General features: G+C 70.9%; 16 protein-coding genes. 3 read left to right on the top strand and 13 right to left on the bottom strand.

The genetic code is table 11. The features are described from left to right. Positions 1–33: 33 nt before the first annotated feature. Entirely contained in the window at positions 34–822 is a 789-nt protein-coding gene (locus ACIQHQ_RS09730; RefSeq protein WP_402611240.1) for an isocitrate lyase/phosphoenolpyruvate mutase family protein, read from the top strand. Here the strand turns inward: ACIQHQ_RS09730 and ACIQHQ_RS09725 are convergent. From ACIQHQ_RS09725 to ACIQHQ_RS09710, 4 genes are all read right to left on the bottom strand, one after another. Next, the gene (locus ACIQHQ_RS09725; RefSeq protein ID WP_402611238.1) at positions 819–1,829 is read right to left on the bottom strand and encodes a phosphotransferase enzyme family protein; all 1,011 of its coding nucleotides are present in this window, start codon (positions 1,827–1,829) and stop codon (positions 819–821) included. The two genes, ACIQHQ_RS09730 and ACIQHQ_RS09725, sit on opposite strands and share 4 nt — an antisense overlap. After that, a complete protein-coding gene (locus ACIQHQ_RS09720; protein ID WP_402611236.1) occupies positions 1,822–2,412 on the bottom strand; it encodes a TetR/AcrR family transcriptional regulator in 591 nt (196 codons plus the stop codon). The genes ACIQHQ_RS09725 and ACIQHQ_RS09720 overlap by 8 nt, the downstream gene beginning before the upstream one ends. Before the next feature lie 169 nt (positions 2,413–2,581). Then, a complete protein-coding gene (locus tag ACIQHQ_RS09715; protein WP_402611234.1) occupies positions 2,582–3,901 on the bottom strand; it encodes a jacalin-like lectin in 1,320 nt (439 codons plus the stop codon). 114 nt (positions 3,902–4,015) lie between these two features. Beyond that, positions 4,016–4,798 carry a hypothetical protein gene (locus ACIQHQ_RS09710; RefSeq protein ID WP_402611232.1) on the bottom strand — a complete coding sequence of 261 codons (783 nt, stop codon included), beginning with the start codon at positions 4,796–4,798 and terminating at the stop codon, positions 4,016–4,018. A 278-nt stretch (positions 4,799–5,076) separates the two neighbouring features. Between ACIQHQ_RS09710 and ACIQHQ_RS09705 the strand changes: the two genes are divergently transcribed. Continuing rightward, positions 5,077–6,366, top strand: a complete 1,290-nt coding sequence (locus ACIQHQ_RS09705) for an MFS transporter (protein ID WP_402611230.1) — start codon at positions 5,077–5,079, stop codon at positions 6,364–6,366. Here ACIQHQ_RS09705 and ACIQHQ_RS09700 read toward each other — a convergent pair. The 9 genes from ACIQHQ_RS09700 to ACIQHQ_RS09660 form a co-directional block, all read right to left on the bottom strand. Then, a complete protein-coding gene (locus ACIQHQ_RS09700; protein ID WP_402611228.1) occupies positions 6,356–7,162 on the bottom strand; it encodes an ABC transporter permease in 807 nt (268 codons plus the stop codon). The two genes, ACIQHQ_RS09705 and ACIQHQ_RS09700, sit on opposite strands and share 11 nt — an antisense overlap. Before the next feature lies 1 nt (position 7,163). Then, complete coding sequence (locus tag ACIQHQ_RS09695; protein WP_402611226.1) at positions 7,164–7,967, bottom strand: ABC-2 family transporter protein; 804 nt, start codon at positions 7,965–7,967, stop codon at positions 7,164–7,166. Position 7,968: 1 nt separating this feature from the next. Further along, positions 7,969–8,964 (bottom strand): ATP-binding cassette domain-containing protein, encoded by a 996-nt coding sequence (locus ACIQHQ_RS09690; protein ID WP_402611632.1) that lies wholly within the window; start codon positions 8,962–8,964, stop codon positions 7,969–7,971. A 125-nt stretch (positions 8,965–9,089) separates the two neighbouring features. After that, positions 9,090–11,963 carry a glycoside hydrolase family 2 TIM barrel-domain containing protein gene (locus ACIQHQ_RS09685; protein WP_402611224.1) on the bottom strand — a complete coding sequence of 958 codons (2,874 nt, stop codon included), beginning with the start codon at positions 11,961–11,963 and terminating at the stop codon, positions 9,090–9,092. Between the two features lie 12 nt (positions 11,964–11,975). Then, entirely contained in the window at positions 11,976–12,857 is an 882-nt protein-coding gene (locus tag ACIQHQ_RS09680; RefSeq protein WP_402611222.1) for a carbohydrate ABC transporter permease, read from the bottom strand. Beyond that, positions 12,854–13,819 carry a carbohydrate ABC transporter permease gene (locus ACIQHQ_RS09675; protein WP_402611221.1) on the bottom strand — a complete coding sequence of 322 codons (966 nt, stop codon included), beginning with the start codon at positions 13,817–13,819 and terminating at the stop codon, positions 12,854–12,856. Before ACIQHQ_RS09675 ends, ACIQHQ_RS09680 begins: the two co-directional genes overlap by 4 nt. Before the next feature lie 20 nt (positions 13,820–13,839). Continuing rightward, positions 13,840–15,105 (bottom strand): ABC transporter substrate-binding protein, encoded by a 1,266-nt coding sequence (locus tag ACIQHQ_RS09670; RefSeq protein WP_402611219.1) that lies wholly within the window; start codon positions 15,103–15,105, stop codon positions 13,840–13,842. Positions 15,106–15,325: 220 nt separating this feature from the next. Further along, positions 15,326–16,573, bottom strand: a complete 1,248-nt coding sequence (locus tag ACIQHQ_RS09665) for an ROK family transcriptional regulator (RefSeq protein WP_402611218.1) — start codon at positions 16,571–16,573, stop codon at positions 15,326–15,328. A 238-nt stretch (positions 16,574–16,811) separates the two neighbouring features. Continuing rightward, complete coding sequence (locus ACIQHQ_RS09660) at positions 16,812–17,474, bottom strand: ANTAR domain-containing protein (RefSeq protein WP_402611630.1); 663 nt, start codon at positions 17,472–17,474, stop codon at positions 16,812–16,814. A gap of 227 nt (positions 17,475–17,701) precedes the next feature. Here ACIQHQ_RS09660 and ACIQHQ_RS09655 point away from each other — a divergent pair, with 227 nt between their 5' ends. Further along, positions 17,702–18,052: a helix-turn-helix transcriptional regulator gene (locus tag ACIQHQ_RS09655; RefSeq protein ID WP_402611216.1), complete on the top strand. Its 351-nt coding sequence runs from the start codon at positions 17,702–17,704 to the stop codon at positions 18,050–18,052. The last annotated feature ends 222 nt before the right edge of the window (positions 18,053–18,274 follow it).

Below are 18,274 nucleotides of genomic sequence, written 5' to 3'. Positions count from 1 at the left end.
CGCGCCGAAGCGAGCCGGGCCCAGCATGGCGGCATGACCACAGATCCGCGGCAGACGCCCTCACGCCGGGCCGCGCCCGCCTTCGCCCGCCTCCATCGCGCCGGAGAGCCCCTGCTCCTGCCCAACGCCTGGGACCACGCGCCCGCCCGGGCCCTCGCGGGGCAGGACTTCCCGGCCATCGGGACGACGAGCCTGGGCGTCGCCGCTGCCGCAGGACTGCCCGACGGGGCGGCGGCGACCCGCGAGGAGACGCTGCGGCTCGCCGTGGCCCTGGGGTCCGGGCCGTTCCTGCTGTCCGTCGACGCGGAGGACGGATTCAGCGACGACCCGGACGAGGTGGCGCAGTTCGCGCGGGACCTGTACGCGGCCGGGGCGGTCGGCATCAACTTCGAGGACGGGCTCGGACCGGCCGCCCGGCACGCGGCGAAGATCGAGGCGGTCAAGCAGGCCGCTCCCGGCCTGTTCGTCAACGCCCGTACCGACACCCACTGGCTGGGCGACGGCCACGGCACCCTCGCGCGCCTCGCCACCTACCGGCAGGCGGGCGCGGACGGGGTGTTCGTCCCCGGCCTCACCGATCTGCGGGCGATCGAGGCGCTGCTGCGCCACCTGGACGTGCCCCTCAACGTCCTCTACTCGCCCGGCGGCCCGCCCGTCCCGCACCTCGCCGACGCAGGCGTACACCGCATCAGCCTCGGCTCGCTGCTGTACCGGCGGGCGCTGGGCGCGGCCCTGGAGACGATGGCGGACCTGCGAGCCGGCCGGACACCGACGGGTGCGACACCTTCCTACGACGCCGTGGCGGCCTTCGCCGGCCGTTAGGGCCGCCCGTCCAGCACGGCGACCAGCAGGGCGACGGCCGCGAGATCCGGCACGGTGCGCAGGCAGGTGACGGCCTGCCGGCCGCCGAACTCGCGCTGTGCGGCGGTCACGGTGGGATCGACGGCCGTCTCGGCCTGCACTCGGATGTAGTTCAGGGCGGTGGCGAAGAGCATCGAGAAGGACTCCGGGCCGATGGCGACGGCCCGGCCGCCGGCCTCGCGGTAGGCCCGGGCCAGGCGCCGCGCGGCGGCGATGTCGACGTCGTTGCCGCCGGACCAGACGTAGAGGGCGCGGGCGAACTCCCGTTCCGCCGAAACGGGCCCGGCGTTGTCCCAGTCCAGGAGGACGGGGCCGTCCCGGCCGACCAGGACGTTCTGGGGCTGGAGGTCGAGGTGGGAGGTCACCAGGCCGCCGGACGGTGAGGGGGTCACCCAGTGGGCCAGCCGGGGTGCGGACGTGGCGATGAACCGGTCCAGTTCGTCCGACCACGGCAGGCCGGCGTCACGCACCTTCTTGAGGACGTCCTCCCAGCCGGCGTCGTCGGGACACCGCTCGTACCAGTCGTCGGGGGGCCCGGCGGCTCCCTCACCGGCCCGGTGGAGCAGTGCCGTGGTCCGGCCCAACCAGTCCAGCACGTGCGGGTCACAGGCGTCCGCCCGGACGCCGTCGATCCAGTCGTACAGCTTCACCCAGGACCCGCCGCTCGCCGAGCCGAGGCGGGAGACGTGTGCGCCGTACCGGTCGGGGTGGAGCCGGGGCGAGGCGATGCCCAGGTCCGCGGCCAAGTCCCGTAACGCGGCCTCGCGGGCCACCTGGGCCTTGTCGCAGCCGAAGAGGAGTTCCTTCACGGCCCAGGAGCGTCCGCCACCGGACAGTTTCCAGATCCGGCCGAGGGCGCCCCGCGTGACGGGGGTCAGGGTCCAGGGGCCGGTGCCGAGCGCGTAGGTCCCGGCCACGGTCTCGGCCATGATCCCGGCCGTGTCCTCGGGGCGGGCCGGTTCAGCCATCGGGTGTCCTCTTCTCGCGGGGCCAGTTTTCGAGCAGTACGTGCAGGGCGTGGATCGCCCTGTCCCAGGAGGCCTGGACGTCGCGGGGCGCGCCGAAGGCCCCGGTGGACTCCAGGGCGCAGTAGCCGTGGAAGGTGCTGCGCAGCAGGCGCACGGCGTCGGTGAGGTCGGGTTCCTCGAGGCCGTAGGGTCGGAGCATGCCGTGGATGACGTCGGCCGTGCGGCGCATCGCGGGGGAGCCGGTGAGGAGGTCCTGCTCGATCCGGATCTGCGTCGCCGCGTAGCGGCCCGGGTGCTCCAGCGCGTAGGCCCGGTAGGCGGAGGCGAAGGCGGCGAGCGTGTCCCGGCCGGCCTCCCGGCCCTCGACCGCCTCCGCGATCCGGTCGATCATCTCGCCGCCCGCGAGGAGGGCCATGCGGGTTCGCAGGTCCTTCAGACTCCGGACGTGGGTGTACAGACTCGCGTCCTTCACCCCGAAGCGCCGCGCCAGGGCGGAGAGGGTGACTCCCTCCAACCCGGCCTCGTCGGCGAGCTCGACTGCGGCGGCGACGAGGCGCTCGGGAGTGAGACCGGCTCTGGGCATGGGGGTCGGGGTTACCTCTCGAAGAGGGCCAAGTCGGGGACGGGATCCCACGGACGCAGGGAGCGATCGTAGCCGCCGGGGGGACGCCGTCGCGCGGGGCCGGGACCACGCCCGGACCCGGAGGGGCCGGCCCCGGCCACGGACGGACGGGCGGGGCCGGCCGGGTCGTTCAGCGGATCGGCGCGTACACCACCCCCAGCTTGTCGAGCTCGGTGCCCGCGCGGCCGGTGAAGCCCACGATCTGCCAGCCGGAGGGGGCGGTGAAGGTCTTCGCGTCGGACGTCGCCGTCCCGGCGGACAAGGTGCGGTTCCGGTCCGTGGTGAAGGCCGCCGAGAACAGGCGGGTACGGCCGTCCTTCTGGCCCTGCGTCAGCCTGACCGAGGTCAGGTGCTCACCGGCGGCCAGGGTCAGGGAGGTCGCGGTGCCGCCCGTGCCGCCGTGGGTGAGGGTCGTGCCGCCGTCGTGGGTGAGGGACACGGCGTCCAGGCGGGCGCTGCCGCGCAGCGTCAGGGTGCGGGGAGAGGGGGACGGCGGCAGGTCGTCCGCGTCGTTGAAGGCCGTGCCGTGCGGGCCGCCGAAGAAGTCGCTCGCGCGCAGCGACGAGTTGAGCGTGTACGAGAAGTCGACCGCGTGCGGGAAGTGGTCGGAGAGATTGCCGCCGGCCGGATCCAGGAAGGACGCCCACGCGTTGCTGTAGCGGGTCGCGTTCAGGTTCAGCAGCCGACTGCCGCGGTAGAGGACCTTGTCCACGACCTCGCAGTCGTTCGTGGGTGCCGTGGTGGGGCAGACGAGCGCGTCACTGCCCTGGGCCGGGGGCGTCCCGCCCCTCACATGCTGGACCCATGCGTCGGTCAGGCCGTTCTCGGTCACGAGGGTGCGGATGTTGTCGCCGGTGCGCGTGTAGCGCGTGTTGGTGTCGCCCATGACGATCACCGCGTTGCCGGACGAGTTCGCCCGGATGAAAGCGGACAGTTGCTCGACGTTGGCGCGGCGGGCGGCGAGCGCGTCGTCGGTGGAGTCCGCGTTCGTGTGCACGTTGTAGAGGTCCAGGAAGACACCCTCGGCGAGCCGTACCCGCGCCAGGGAGAAACCCTTCGGGGTGAGGCAGTTGGTGCCGGTGCACTTGTTCCACTTCACCCGCTGGAAGTCCTCGAAGGGCACGTCCGAGAGGGTGTTGAGGCCGTCTCCGAAGGGGACGCCGCCACTGGTCGCGGTGCGGTGGGCATGGTTGTCGCCCGCGTACAGGGCGGCGTGGTAGTTGAAGTCCTCCTGCACGTTGACGAGGTCGTACGCCCCGAGGCGCGGGGAGATCAGCGGAGTGTTCTTCTCCGGGTTGCCGGAGCTCAGGCCCTCGGGAAGGCCGGCGACGTTGTAGGTGAGGACGTTGAAGGAGCCGGAGTCCGCGGCGACGGCGGGTGTCGCGGCGGTGGTGGTCAGGCTCGTGACGGCCAGGGCGGCGGCCACGGCGGTGCCGATCAGTCTCTTCATGGGGGGTGTCTCCGGTCGGAGGCGAAGGGGAAGAAGTTGAACGGTGCTCAGGTTCGAGGTCAACACCCGTGGTGCGCAAGGGGAGCCGCGCGAACAGTGGGGGACACCCTCGTGTCAGAAGTGACGCAGCAGGTCCAGATCCGTGCCCCAGGAATCGAGGACCTCGCCGTGGCCGGCACCGCGCGCCGCCTCCTCGATCCCGGCGAAGAGGGCGCGCTGCGGGGGCGGGTCGCCGTCGGCCAGGATGCGCCGCAGGACCGGCAGGAGCCGGCGCGCGTCCCACCGGGGGTCGCCCAGCGGCTGCCGCTCCAGCTCCCACCGCAGGTACTTGTTGTAGGGCCGGACGCGGCGGTGCAGCGCGAAGAGCACCTCCAAGGCGTACGGGACGGCCTCGGCGGCGTCCAGATGGCCCAGGTCGGGGCGGTCGTCGCGGTAGCTCTTCAGGGAGCGGTAGGTCTGGTTGACGTAGGCGTCGAGCCAGCCGGCGGCGGCGTCCCGGGCCTCGTCGGCGCCGAGCGCCCGCTTCTCGTCGAGGATCCGGGCGAGCGCCCCGTCGAGCCGGTCGAACAGCACCTCGGCGTGGACGTAGGAGTACCGCGCGAAGCTGTCCGGGCGGCCAGGCATCCCGCGAGTGCGGAACTCCGCGAGGGTGATGACGACGAGGTCGAGGTGGGCCGAGCGGAAGCGGTCCCAAGCGGCGAGGGCCGGGACGCTCTCGTCGCGGACGACGACGTGCAGGTCGTAGTCGGAGTGGACGGTCGGCATCCCGGCGTGGACCCGGGAGCCGCTGAGGACGAGCCCGACGACGCCGGGATCGGCGGCCGCCCGGGAGGTGAAGGCCCGCAGCGTCTCCTCGGGGGTCGCGCCGGGGACGGGGGCGTAGCTGTCGCGCACCATGGTGATCTCTCCATGCGGAAGCGTCCGCGGCGAGCGTGGACCGGCCGCGGGTACGGATCGGTTCGCTTCTGCGGCACCGGGAGCACCGCCGGAGAGATCACTTCACATCGCCGAGGTTACCCGTCCAGGCCTGTGGCTTCAGCCCTTTTGCGCAGCGCGGAACGGTTCCTGCCGCGGGCAGGGGGTGCGGGTGCGGGCTTCCCCCGGCCCGCTGGCACAGCCGTAAGGTTGCCGGGGACGCGGGGCGCAGGACCGGGCCCGGACGCGGGGGAGGCGGCATGACGCACGGTGCGGCACGGCGCGAGGACGGGCACGGCAGCCCCGCGGAGGCGGCCGACGACGGCTTACGCGGTACGCGTCCGTTGTGGCGGCAGCGCGACTTCGGCATCTTCTGGGCCGCCCAGACCCTCTCCGTGCTCGGTGACTCCTTCGCGCTGATCGCCCTGCCGCTGCTGGTGCTGGAGGCCACGGGTTCGGTCGCGCGGATGGGCCTGCTGACGGCGGTGGGCGGGGCGGCGGCGGTCGTGGCGGCGGTGTTCGCCGGGGCGGTCGTGGACCGGGTGGACCGGCGCCGGCTGCTCATCGCCTGCGACCTGGTGCGCATGGGACTGTACGGCGTGATCCCGCTGGTGTGGCTGTCCGGCCCGCGGATCTGGTTGCTCTACGGGGTGCTGCCGCTGTGCGAGGCCGTCGGCATGCTGTTCGCGGTCGGCTACGTCACGGCCGTACGCGGGCTGGTCGGCACCGGACAACTCACGGAGGCCAACGGGCGGTTGAATGCCACGGCCGCCGCCGCGGGCGTCCTCGGGCCGCTGTGCGCCGGCCTGGTCGCCGCCTGGTCCGGCCCGGCCGCGGCCGTCGGCGTGGACGCGGCCAGCTTCGGGGTGTCGGCGACGTGCCTGTTCTTCGTGCGGTTTCGCCGACGCACTCCGGACGAACAGCCGGGCGAGCGCACCGGACTGTGGCAGGACCTCCGCACCGGCATCACCTTCCTCTACGGCCACCCCGTGCTGCGCTCGCTCACGGTGCTGCTGTTCGTCTTCAGCTTCCTCACCCTCGGCATCAACGACCTGCTCATCTACCACCTCAAGCACGACCTCGGGCACGACGACGGCACCGTGGGCACCGTCATGGCCGTCGGCGCGCTCGGCACCATCACCGGCGCCCTGCTCGTAGCCGGGATCCGTCGCCGCCTCGGCTTCGGGCCGACGTGGACCGGCTCGGTCGCGGGCTGCGGTGTGGCTTTCGTCGGTCTCGGCTGGGCGGGTGACGTGCCGGTCGTCGCGGCCCTGAGCGCCGCCTTCCTCGCCTGCGCCGCCATGGGAGGCACCTGCTCGCTGTCGCTCCGCCAGGAGGTGACCCCGGAACACCTCCTGGGCCGGGTCACCTCCGCGTTCTGGACCCTTCACTACGCGGCGGCGCCGATCGGCGCCGCCGTGCTCACCTGGGCCGCGGAGGAACAGGGCACGGCACCGGTCGCCCTGACCGCCGGAGCGATCTGTGTCCTGCTCGCCGTGACCGCCCTGTTCACCCCGATCCACAGGTCCGGCCGGACCGTCAGCCGTTGATCCCGCTGTAATGCCGCAGGCTCCATCTCCACAGCCCGCGCGCCGCCAGATACGCCAGCAGCCCGAGCAGCGGTGAGGCCGCCGCGAGCCAGTACGGGACTCCGGTCGAGTGGCCGTGGCCCGTCAGGACCGCCGCCGGGAAGTAGGCGACGAACGCGAGCGGCAGCCCGAAGGTCAGGAAGCCGCCCACCGCCTTGGGCAGCACGTTCAGGGGGTAGCTGCCGAAGGTGCCGAGGAGTTCCTCCAGCCAGCGGCCCCACATGTCGGCGGCCGGGAAGCGCAGCGACGCACTGGCCACGACCGTGAACAGGGCCGCCTCCAGCAGCATGCCGCCGAGGACGGCAGCGATCAGGTACGTGACGCGGCCCGTCGTCCAGTCCAGATCGCTGCGGGAGAGCGCGCCCACCATCAGGCCCGCCGCCACCGTCAGGTCCCCGATGGCGTTCGTCGGGAAGAACGCCAGCTGGATCTGGCGGTGGACCGGCATCGGGCGCATCAGATAGATGTCGATCCTGCCTTCCTGGATCTGCCGGCCGGCCCAGTGCATGCGCCCCAGGAACAGCACGAACAGTCCGTGCGCCAGCATCCGCGTCGCCGGGATCAGCAGCACGTCGGAGCTGTCCCAGCCGCCCATGCCGGCGAACCGCGACAACAGCACCGTCGCGAACACGATCACCGACACCTGCCAGATCGCCCCGATCGCGATCATCAGCAGGAACTCCGTGCGGTACTCCAGCTGCGCGCGGAAGTTGAGCGCCGTCACGCGCCACACGATCCGCAGTGCCTTCAGCGACACCTCAGCCTCCCTGCGAGATCACACGCCGGGCGGCCCGCCGCCACAGCAACCGGGTGAACAACGCCAGCGCCACGACCCACGCCGCCTGCACGGAGAGCTGGAACGCCGCGTCCGACAGGGGAATCCGCCCCACGTACAGCGACAGCGGCACGCTCAGCGTGGCCTGGAAGGGCAGGAACGCGCTCATCGTCACGAACCAGTCCGGGAAGAACCACAGCGGCGCGTACACCCCGGACAGCAGGTTCTGCGCGAACAGCAGGATCAGCATGGCCGCGGTGTTGCGGACCGTCCAGAAGCACAACTGGTCCAGGACCAGCATGACGTAGTACAGGACCCACTGGCCCAGCAGCATGCTGAGCAGGAACACCCCCGCCACGGCGGGCGACGCGGGCGGCTCGACGACGCCCGCGGCCAGGCAGATGAGGTATCCCGCCAACGCCCAGGCCAGCCCGTACAGTTGCTCTCCGGCGGCCCGCAGGGCGTAGTAGCGCTGCGGTGGCAGCGGCCGCAGGTACCAGTACACGATGGTGCCGAAGTGCATGTGCTGCAGGACGGTGTCCCGGCCCGCGTACTGGTCCAGCTCCCGCAGCCGGGACGCCAGCACGGCCAGCACGGCGTACGTGACCGCCTGGTCGCGGCTCAGGCCGGCGGTCGTGCCGGTCTGCGCGTACAGGCCCCTCCACAACGACCAGACCAGCACCACCTGCACGGCCAGCCGCAGGGCGACGGCGGTCATCCGGGGCGGTGCGTTCAGCTCGCCCAGCGGGGTGACCCGGGCGGCGCGCCAGGCAGGGAGCAGGGCCACGTCAGACCTCCCCGGCGTGCGCGTACGCGGCCCGCATCACGTCCTCGAGGTCCGCCTCGTCCAGGGCGATGTCCGTCACCTCGAACCGCTCGATCACCGCCTTCAGCGCCTGCTGGACGGTGGGCGCGTCCGCCCCGTCCGGGCCGAGGACGATCTGCGCGCCGGTGTGCCGCAGCAGTGCGGTGCCCGGCGGCGGCACGACCTCGGTGTGCGGATCGGCCAGCGTGGCCCGCACCTGCCAGGTCGAGCCGAACTTCCGGCGGATCTCGTCGAGCGAGCCGTCCAGCATGAGCCGGCCGTGGTTGACCAGCACGACCCGCTCGGCGAGCCGCTCCACCTCCGTCATGTCGTGCGTGGTCAGCAGCACCGTACGGCCCCGCTGCTCCACCTGGTGCCGCAGGAACTCCCGCACCTGCTCCTTCACCACCACGTCCATGCCGATGGTCGGCTCGTCGAGGAACACCACCGGCGGGTCGTGCAGCAGGGCGGCGGCCAGATCGCTGCGCACCCGCTGGCCGAGGGAGAGATGGCGCACCCGGGTGTCCCAGAACGACGACAGGTCGAGGATGCCGTCGAACTCCTCCAGCCGAGCGGCGTGTTCGGCCTTCGGCACCTCGTAGATGTCCCGCAGGATCGCGAACGACTCGCGCACCGGCAGGTCCCACCACAACTGGGTGCGCTGCCCGAACACCGCCCCGACGTTGCGGGCGTTGCGCTCCCGCTCCCGGTACGGCACCACGCCCGCGACCCGGGCCTCGCCGGACGTGGGCGTGAGGATCCCGGTGAGGATCTTGATGGTGGTGGACTTGCCGGCGCCGTTCGGGCCGAGCAGGGCGAGGAGCTCACCCGCCGCCACGTCGAAGGTGATGTCGGAGACGGCGTGCTTGGCCACCCGCTCCGGGTTGACGAGGGAACGGACGGCACCCGTGAAGCCGGGGCGGCGGACGGTGGTGTGGAAGGTACGGGACAGCCCGCGGACCTCGATGGCGGCACTCAACTGACCCACCAACTCCCTTGCGGTGAACACAGCGACGGCCGGTCGGCACGGGGGCCGACCGGCCGCGGACGACAACCCGACCCTGTCGGAATGTCGATCAATCGGTCAATCGATTAATCGGTTCCTTACCTGACGGTGGAGATGACGAACGAGAACTCCACCGGCTCCGCCCTCAGGAAGTACCGCGGCAGCGGACCCGGGCCGCAGGACTGCGAACCGATGCCATGCAACCCGTGGTCGAGGTTGACCCACACCGTGTCGCCGGCCGTGAGGTCGCTGCGGTGCCGGGCGGCGTCGAGCTGCTCGGTCGTCCAGCGCCGCGCGGTGAACCAGAACTCCGGGTCGCCCTCGATCCTCAGGCCCCCGAGCTCCACCCAGCGGACGTCGGCGCGGGCACCGTTCTCCTGCGGACGGACGTACGGCGTCTGCAGCCCGTCCACCGTCGACTGCCAGCGGCCCACCATCGACGCCTTCCGGGTGTCCGGATACGCCTCGCCGGGACCGCCGCCGAACCACTCCACCCGGCCCGCCTCCGCCAGCCCGAGGCGGACCCCGAGCCGGGGCAGCGGCACCGTCCAGTCGCCCTCCGGCGTCACGGACACGGACAGCCGCAGCCGCTCACCGTCGGACGTCCAGCGGTACACCGTGTCCAGGCCCACCTCGCGGGCGGCGGGCGCCACCCGGGTCCGGACCGTCAGCGCGTCGTCGCCGGCCTCGACCGAGACCAGGCGGTGCCGCATGCGGTGCAGGCCGAGCGTGCGCCACAGCATCCCGTAGCGGGTGTCGGTCTGCCACTCGGCGCCGTCGTCGTTGTCGGTCGGCGCCCGCCACACGTCCAGCCGCGGCGCGGCGGTGACCTCCACCCCGTCGACCGAGAGCAGCGCACCGGTGCGGGCGTCGAAACGGGCCGGGCCGAGCGTGATCCGGCCCCCGTCGAGCACCGGCCGGTCGGTCGCGGGGAAGGACGGCAGCGGCCGCGCCCCCACCGCGAACTGGCCCCAGGCCACGACGTGGCCCTTCGCGGCCCAGGACGTGTCGTCCGCGAGCAGCGCCCGCACGGTCCACTGGCGTTCGCCGCCCCGGCCGTCCACGGGCGGCTCCGGCAGCTTCACCTCGGCGCTCTCGCCCGGCGCGAGCGCCGGCACCGACAGCGAACCCGACTCGACCGTCTCGCCGTCCACCTGGCACGACCACTCGAAGGCCAGCGCCGACAGGTCGGCGAAGTCCTGCTTGTTGGTGACGTGCACGATGCCGTTCGCGCCGTCGCCCTCGATGTGGACCGGCTCGATCACCTTCTTGTACTCGATCAGGCCCGGCGACGGCGTCCGGTCCGGGAAGACCAGGCCGTCGCACACGAAGTTGCCGTCGTGCAGCTCCTCGCCGAAGTCACCGCCGTAGGCGTAACCCAGCTCGGCGTGCCGGACACCGTGGTCGATCCACTCCCAGACGAACCCGCCCTGGAGCCGGTCGTACTTCTCGAACAGCTCCTGGTAGTCGGCGAGCCCGCCCGGGCCGTTGCCCATGGCGTGCGCGTACTCGCACTGGATGAACGGCAGCGCGCGGCGCTTGTGGGTGCCCCCGTCGAGCTGCTGCCCGATCTTGTCGACCTCGTCGTGGAACGCGTACATCCGCGAGTACACGTCCGTGTCCCGGCAGTTCCAGTCGCCCTCGTAGTGCACCAGCCGCTCGGGGTCGCGGTCGTGGATCCACTCGGCCATGGCGGTGAGCCCGCGGCCGGTGCCGGCCTCGTTGCCCAGCGACCAGAAGACGACCGACGGGTGGTTCTTGTCCCGCTCGACCATGCGCGCCGCACGGTCCAGCAGGGCCGGGGTCCAGCGGTCGTCGTCGACCGGGTTGTCCCGCCAGTCCTGCTCGGTGAAGCCGTGGGTCTCCAGGTCGCACTCGTCGATGACCCACAGGCCGTACTCGTCGCACAGGTCCAGGAAGGCCGGGTGCGGCGGGTAGTGCGAGGTGCGCACGGCGTTGAGGTTGTGCCGCTTCATCAGCAGCACGTCCTCGCGCATGGTCTCCAGGTCGAGCGCGCGCCCGTGCTCGGGGTGCCACTCGTGCCGGTTGACGCCCTTGAACAGCACGGCCTTGCCGTTGACCTTGATGAGCCCGTCCTCGAGGACGACGGTACGGAAACCGATCCGCAGCGGCACCCGCTCCCCGTCCGTGGCCAGCACAGCGTCGTAGAGCTTCGGTGTCTCGGCGGTCCACGGCTCGACCGCGACCGTCACCGGCTCGCCGGTGGCGATATCGATGTCCAGGGCGGGGACGGTCACCCGGCCGTCGACGTCGGAGTCGACGCGCAGGGTGCCCTCGCCGGTGGTGTGGTCGTAGGAGGCGTGCACGAAGAAGTCGCCCACACCGCCCGCCGGGCGGTGCAGCAGCGTCACGTCACGGAAGATGCCCGGCAGCCACCACTGGTCCTGGTCCTCCAGGTACGACCCGGCCGACCACTGGTGCACGCGCACGGCGAGCACGTTGGCGCCCGGCTTCAGCAGCTCACCGACCGCGAACTCGTGCGGCAGCCGGGAGCCCTTGAACTCGCCGAGCTCGGTGCCGTTCAGCCAGACACGGGCGCAGGACTCGACACCGTCGAAGCGCAGCACCGCCCCGCCGTCCGACGGCCAGTCGGACGGCAGGTCGAAGACGCGCAGATGGTCACCGGTCGGGTTCTCCGTCGGGACGTACGGCGGGTCCACCGGGAAGGGGTAGAGGTGGTTGGTGTAGATCGGGGAGCCGAACGCCCCGTCGCCCTGGAGGACCCAGTGCCCGGGGACCGTGACCTCGGCCCAGTTCCCGGCGTCGTAGCCCTCCTCGGCGAACGAGTCGTCCTCGGCGCCGGCGGTGGCCGACAGCCGGAAACGCCAGCTGCCGTTCAGCGACAGGGACCGCGCGTCCGAGGACGCGTACCAGGCACGGGGCGGCAGGGCACCGCTGCCCGGAGAGACGTCCTCGACGTAGTCGACGGATGGGGTCGTGCGGAAAGACATCGGTCTCCTAGCTCAGCCCTTGATGCCGGTCTGTGCGATCCCCTGCACCAGCCAGCGCTGGAGGAAGAGGAAGACGAAGATCAGGGGCAGGATCGAGATGGCGGTGGCCATGAAGATCAGGTGGTAGTTGACGGTCTGGTTCGTCATATACGACGACAGCGCCACCTGGACTGTCCAGGCACTCGGATCCTGTCCGATGACCAGGGGCCACAGGAAGGCGTTCCAGCCGTTGATGAAGGTGATCGTGGCGATGGCCGCGAAGAAGTTCAGCGAGTTCGGCACGACGACACGCCAGTAAGCGCCCCAGTAGCCGAGCCCGTCCACGCGCGCCGCCTCCTCGAGCTCCTTCGGGAACCCCAGGAAGTACTGCCGGAACAGGAAGCACGTGAAGCCGCTGAAGAGGCCCGGGATGATCAGACCCCGGTAACTGTCCACCCAGCCGAGGGACGAGACGAGGACGAAACTCGGCACGAAGGTGACCGCCGTGGGCACCATCAGGGTGGCCAGGACGGCGTAGAAGACCTTGTTGGCGTGCTTGTACGGGATCCGGGCGAGGCCGTACCCGGCGAGCGAGCAGATCAGCAGGATGCCGGCGGTGTGCAGGACGGCGACGACGACCGAGTTCCACAGGGACCTGGCGAAGTCGACGGTGACGTCGTCGAAGGGTTCGGTGATGTTGCCCCACTGGATCGCCGTGGGGAACCACTTCCACTCCTCGCCCGTGATCTCCGGGTCGGTCATCAGCGCGTTGCGGACGATCAGGTAGAAGGGGACCAGGAAGAGGAGGGCGGCGATTCCGGTCGCGATGTACAGGCCGGTGTTGCCGATGACGCCGCCGCGCTTGACCTTGCCCGGCTTCGCGGTCTTCCTGACGCCGGGTGCTGTGGTGGTCACTTGGACTCGTCACCCCTTCCGAAGCCCATGATCTTGCCCTGGAGCAAGGTCACGACGCAGATCAGCACGGTCAGGACGACCGCGCCCGCACTGCCCGCGCCGTAGTTCTGGTTCTCGCCGAGGGCCATCTTGTAGAGCTCGACCAGCGGAGGCTGGCCCCAGGTGGCCTTGGTGAGCAGGTTGAAGAACTCGTCGAAGGCCTGGTAGGCGGCGATCAGCAGGAGCAGGATCACCGCGGTGGACGTGGCCCGCAGCTGCGGCAGCGTGATGTGCCGGAAGGTCTGCCAGCCGGGCTTGGCGCCGTCGATGGAGGCGGCCTCGTACAGCTCCCGCGGGATGTTCTGCAGCGCCGCCAGGAACAGGATCATGAAGAAGCCCGACTGGAGCCACAGGCGGACGGTCACGATGACCAGCCAGTACCAGGGCGGGTCGGGACTCGCCAGCCAGGCGATGTTGTCCACGCCGAACCAGCCGATGACGGTGTTGGCCAGGCCGAAGCGGACGCCGTTGAACAGGGACATCTTCCAGATCAGCGAGGCGGCGACGTAGCTGACCGCCGTCGGCAGGAAGAACACCGACCGGAAGAAGGCCCGCATGAACCGCAGCCGGTTGACCAGCAGTGCCAGGCCCAGTGACATCGCCCAGGTGGCGGGCACGATGAACGCGGCGAAGACGGTGAAGGTGACCAGCGAGTTGAGGAAGTCCTCGTCCGTGAGGACCTGCCGGTAGTTCTCGAAGCCGACGAACTGACTCGGCGTGACGGTGAAGCGTGCCTCGAAGAAGCTGAGCCAGATGCTCCAGCCGATGGGCACGAAGACGAAGATGATCAGGCCGATCAGGAACGGCCCGGTGAACAGCCAGAAGTTGAAGGTGCTGCTCGCCCTCAGGCCCCGCCGCGGCCGAGGCTTGGAGACCTTGGCCGGGGCGGGCTGGGCGACCCCGCGCGTGGTGGTGGTCGACATGTCGAGATCCGTCCGGCGGTCTAACCGAAGAGCTTCTTGAGTTCGGCGTCGACCTTCTTCTCGCACGCGGCGAGCTGGGCCTTCGGGTCGCCGTTCTTGCGAACCGAGTTCGCGATCACGTCATTGAACGAGGCGATCATGGCCTGCGTCCAGCCGATGTTGTCGAAGTGGCCGAACTCGTTGAACAACTTGACGCCCTCGGCCGGCAGGCCCGACTTCAGCTTGTCCGCGGACTGGGCGAGGGAGGTGCGCGGCGGGATGTGGAAACCGTAGGAGGTGGCGAAGTCCTCCTGGTACTCCTTCTGATCGATCCACAGCCACTTGACGTACTCCTTGGCCGCCTCGACGTTCTTGCCCTTGGCGTTGACGAACATCGACCAGCCGCCGTTGTAGACCGACTCCTTGCCGGCGGACCCGACCTTCGGGAAGGGGAAGATGCCGATGTCGTCGCCGAGCGCCTTCTGCATGACCGGCATGGCCCACATGCCGCACCACTGGATCGCCGTCAGGCCCTGCGTGAAGGCCGACGGGTCCCACCAGTCGGTGGGGGCGCCGAGCAGCATGTTGCCGCTGGTGAAGAGGCCACGCAGCTGCTTGAGACCGTCGGCGACAGCGTCGGTGTTGAAGGCGGGCTTGTTGTCCGCGGTGAGGGTGTCGGCGCCGGCCGACCAGATCAGGTTGTGCTGGACCGGGGTGATCTCGTTGCCGAAGTAGACGCCCTTGACCTTGCTGGTGGTGAGCTTGTCGGCGGCCTCGATCAGCTCCTCCAGCGTGGTCGGCACCTTGACCTTCGCCTTCTCGAACATCGACGGCCGGTAGAAGAAGAACTGCGGGTCGTCGATCATCCGGACGCCGTATATCTTGCCGTCGACCGTGTGCGACTTGATGTCGGCCTGGTTGAAGTCGTCCTTGACCGGCTCGATGATGTCGGTCAGGTCCGCCACCTGGCCGCTCTTGATGAGCTGGATCTGCGGGTGGAACTCGAAGACGTCCGGCGCGTTGTCGGTGAGCAGCGCGGCGAAGAGCTTCTGCTCGAAGTTGTTGCCGGTGATCCACCGAGTGGTCACGTTGGCGTCCTTGTAGGCCTTCGCGTAGCGCTTGACGGCCTGCTCCACGCCGGCCTCGCCGTAGGCGTGGAAGTACTGCACCAGGTTCTTGCCTGATCCCGAGCCGCCGCCCCGGCCGGTGTTGCTGCCGCACGCGGCGAGTCCGCCGGCGGCGGCCAGGCCCATCGCGGCCCGCAGTACGTTTCGGCGGTCCCAGTTCATGTTGCTCGATGCCGACATGCTGACGTCCTTGTCTCGAGTGCGGCTGCGGCTCTGCGGCTCACTGCCTGATGGCTCACGGCCCGGGGGCTCGCGCCAGATGGCTCAAAGAGAGGTGCGGTGCGGGACGCTAGAGCTTCGGTTAAGGCTTCGGCAAGGGGTTGGACGAAGTCTGTGCGAAGCGTTGTGTCCGGTTCGCGATTTCGAACACGCGGGAGGAGTGGAGGAGTTGGCTCCGCTCCTACGACGGTGGGGTGGTGGTGCGTCTCCTCGCGGGGGCGGCGCGGGTGCCGTTCCGCTGCCCGACGGCCTGGAGCGCGCCCTCCAGCGCGAACGTCGCCGCGCCGAGGCACACCGGGTCGGTGGGGATCGGGGAGAGAACGATCTGGGTGGCGGCCAGCGGCCGTGGCAGCGCGTGACGGGTCACGGCCTCGCGCACCTCGTGCAGCAGCGGCTCGCCCAGGGTGCGGGCCACCCAGCTGCTCAGCACGACGATCTCGGGGTTGAACAGGTTGACCAGGTCCGCGACGCCGGCGCCCAGATAGCGGGCGGTCTCGTGGACGACCCGGCGCGCCACGGGATCGCCCGCCGCGACCCCGCGGGCCAGGGCGTCGATGGTGGCCGTCTGGTCGTCGGGGTGCAACAGCGCGCTGTCGGGGCTCAGTTCACACAGGTTCAGCATGATGCCGCGTGCGCCGACGTACGTCTCCACACAGCCGTGGTTGCCGCAGCGGCACAGGCGTCCGTCCAGCACCATCGTGGTGTGGCCCCACTCGCCGGCGCTGTTGCTGACGCCGCGGTGCAGCCCGCCGCCGAGGACGAGTCCGGCGCCCACGCCGGTGCCGAGGTTGACCACCACGGCGTTCCCGCGCCCGCGCGCGGCCCCGAACCACAGCTCGGCGACCGCGCTGGCGCGCAGCGGGTTGTCCAGGTGCAGCGGGTAGGCGATGTGCTCGGTGAGCAGGTCGAGGAGTGGTACGTCGTGCCAGTCCCAGTTGGGCGCGTACTCCGAGATGCCGGTCGCGCGGTCCACCTGCCCCGGCACGCTCACGCCGACCCCGAGCACCCGGGCGCCCTCGATGCCGGCCTGGGTGACCACCGAGCCGACGGCGGCGGCCACGTGGCCGACCACCTGCTCGGGCAGGCTCTCGCTGGGCCGGACGTCCTCCTCGGCGCGGGCCAGGACGTTCAGGCCCAGGTCGAACAGTTCGACGTGGACGTACGTCTCGGCGATGTCGACGCCGATCAGCGCCCCGCCCGAGGTGTTGACCGCGACCAGGCCGCGGGGGCGCCCGCCCGCCGAGTCCTCGAAGCCGACCTCGGTGATCATGCGGAGGTCGAGCAGCTCGCCGACGAGGGTGGCGACCGTCGCGAGGCTGAGACCTGTGGCGGCTGCCAGTTCCTGCCGGGATGTGGGTGACTCCGCGATGATCTGGCGCAGCACCTCATAGCGGTTCGCGGTGCGGATGTCACGTGATGTGCGCTTCACCGGGGTGCCCCATTCCTTCCGAGACCGGCCGGGCCGGGTCGGAGTGTCGTCGGCACCGGCGCGGCGCAAGGCTATGGGCTGCCGGGACTTTCGACAAGGGGTTAGGAAAGGGGCTTTATAAAGTGCCCGCCTGGTGAAAGCCGGTGATGGCCGACCATGGCCTGCCCATGATGCCTCAGTGTGGGTGTGGGTGTGGGTGTGGGTGCGGGTGCGGGTGCGGGTGCGGGGCGGCGTGTTGTCAGTCCGCGTCCTCGGCGGCTCCGCCCGTGGGGCACGCCGCTTCCTCGCCCGGGCGGCTCGTGCCGGCGACCGCGGCGGCCAGCTGCCGCTGCACCTGCTCCGGCAGGGTGGCGCCGCGCACGGTGCCCACCAGGTCCTGGGCCAGGCTGTGGAGCTTGGTGTTGGTGTTCTGGGAGGTCCGGACCAGCACGCTCCAGGCCGTCTCGGGGCTCAGGCCGAAGGATGCCATCAGGATGCCGCGGGCCAGATCGATGGTGGGCCGGGTCTGCATGGCGCGGCGCAACTGGGCGACTTCGGCGCGGAGGTCCTGGTCGTCCTCCGGCGGCGGGTCGGTGGCGGGCGCCGCGCCTTCCTGTGGAGCGGTGGCCTCGAACAGCTCCCGTGTACCCGTCAGGTCGAGAAGACGCTCGACCGCGACGCCGCAGGACCGGACGGTGACCGTCTTGCCCTGGTCGACGGCGTGTTCACGCAGGTCCAGCAGCGCCTTGAGGCCGGAGCAGTCGCAGAACCCGACCGCGTCCAGACGTAGATCGATGCCGCTGCCCGACAGCTCCAGCAGGTCGTGGAGCTCGGGGAGCAACCTGCGGCTGCCCAGGTCCAGTTCGCCCCACATCGTCACGGACATCCGGTCGCCGTCCGAAACGACGTCCATGGTCGCCATGCACGGCGGGACCGCCGCCGGCGCACTGTCGCCCGCCACGGGTGCGGCCCCCGGCTGCGTGTGGGACGGCGCAGCGTCCGTAGGCTCCGGCATGGCCCTGTTCTCCCTCGTCCGTCCGCCTTGCCTCCGCTTCCGGCGTTGCCCCTTTACCCCACACACGTCAATCGATACATGAAACGGAGTACGTGTTTTTGAGTGCGTGAATGTTATGTCGTTAGAATCGGGGCATGGATGGAGTGCCCGAGCCACACACCGGATGGACGTTCCTCACCAACCACGCCCGCGTGCTGGCCGCCATTGCCGACAACCACAGCGCCCGCATCAGGGACATCGCGGCCCACTGCCGGCTCACCGAACGAGCCGTGCAGAAGATCATCGCCGACCTGGAGCAGGACGGATACCTCTCCCACACCCGGGAGGGGCGCTCCAACACGTACCGGATCGACCCCGGCAAGGTGCTGCGCCACCCTGCCGAGGCGGGTCTGACCGTGGCGTCCCTGATGACCCTGCTCCTTCAGGACGAGGCCGACCGCGCCACGAACACCACCACCCGCGTGCGCCCCCACGCCACCACCTGACCGACGGACCGCCGCGGCCGGCCGGTGTCGCCGTCCGTGCGTGCGCGTGCGCCCCGCGGGACGCGGGAAGCGGCTCCGTGGCACGGGCGTGTCGGAAAGACCGCGCTGCGCGGCCTGCCTGGAAGGGCGCCGCCGCCCCTCCCGGATCGTGTCGAGCGCGTACGGCGTCTCCGCGGTACGCGCCCGCGCGCCATGACCTGCCACGGCAGGACGCCCGCCGCG

This window comes from Streptomyces sp. NPDC092370 (genome assembly GCF_044755265.1).
Classification (GTDB): Bacteria; Actinomycetota; Actinomycetes; order Streptomycetales; family Streptomycetaceae; genus Streptomyces.
The sequence above is the reverse complement of the archived record's forward strand: the minus strand, read 5'-3'. Positions and strand labels throughout refer to the sequence as shown.

Coding starts and splice junctions, on each gene's coding strand:
- ACIQHQ_RS09670 (WP_402611219.1), bottom strand. CDS start 15,105: ATGTCGGCATCGAGCAACATGAACTGGGACCGCCGAAACGTACTGCGG.
- ACIQHQ_RS09730 (WP_402611240.1), top strand. CDS start 34: ATGACCACAGATCCGCGGCAGACGCCCTCACGCCGGGCCGCGCCCGCC.
- ACIQHQ_RS09655 (WP_402611216.1), top strand. CDS start 17,702: ATGGATGGAGTGCCCGAGCCACACACCGGATGGACGTTCCTCACCAAC.
- ACIQHQ_RS09660 (WP_402611630.1), bottom strand. CDS start 17,474: ATGGCGACCATGGACGTCGTTTCGGACGGCGACCGGATGTCCGTGACG.
- ACIQHQ_RS09720 (WP_402611236.1), bottom strand. CDS start 2,412: ATGCCCAGAGCCGGTCTCACTCCCGAGCGCCTCGTCGCCGCCGCAGTC.
- ACIQHQ_RS09705 (WP_402611230.1), top strand. CDS start 5,077: ATGACGCACGGTGCGGCACGGCGCGAGGACGGGCACGGCAGCCCCGCG.
- ACIQHQ_RS09685 (WP_402611224.1), bottom strand. CDS start 11,963: ATGTCTTTCCGCACGACCCCATCCGTCGACTACGTCGAGGACGTCTCT.
- ACIQHQ_RS09725 (WP_402611238.1), bottom strand. CDS start 1,829: ATGGCTGAACCGGCCCGCCCCGAGGACACGGCCGGGATCATGGCCGAG.
- ACIQHQ_RS09675 (WP_402611221.1), bottom strand. CDS start 13,819: ATGTCGACCACCACCACGCGCGGGGTCGCCCAGCCCGCCCCGGCCAAG.
- ACIQHQ_RS09710 (WP_402611232.1), bottom strand. CDS start 4,798: ATGGTGCGCGACAGCTACGCCCCCGTCCCCGGCGCGACCCCCGAGGAG.
- ACIQHQ_RS09715 (WP_402611234.1), bottom strand. CDS start 3,901: ATGAAGAGACTGATCGGCACCGCCGTGGCCGCCGCCCTGGCCGTCACG.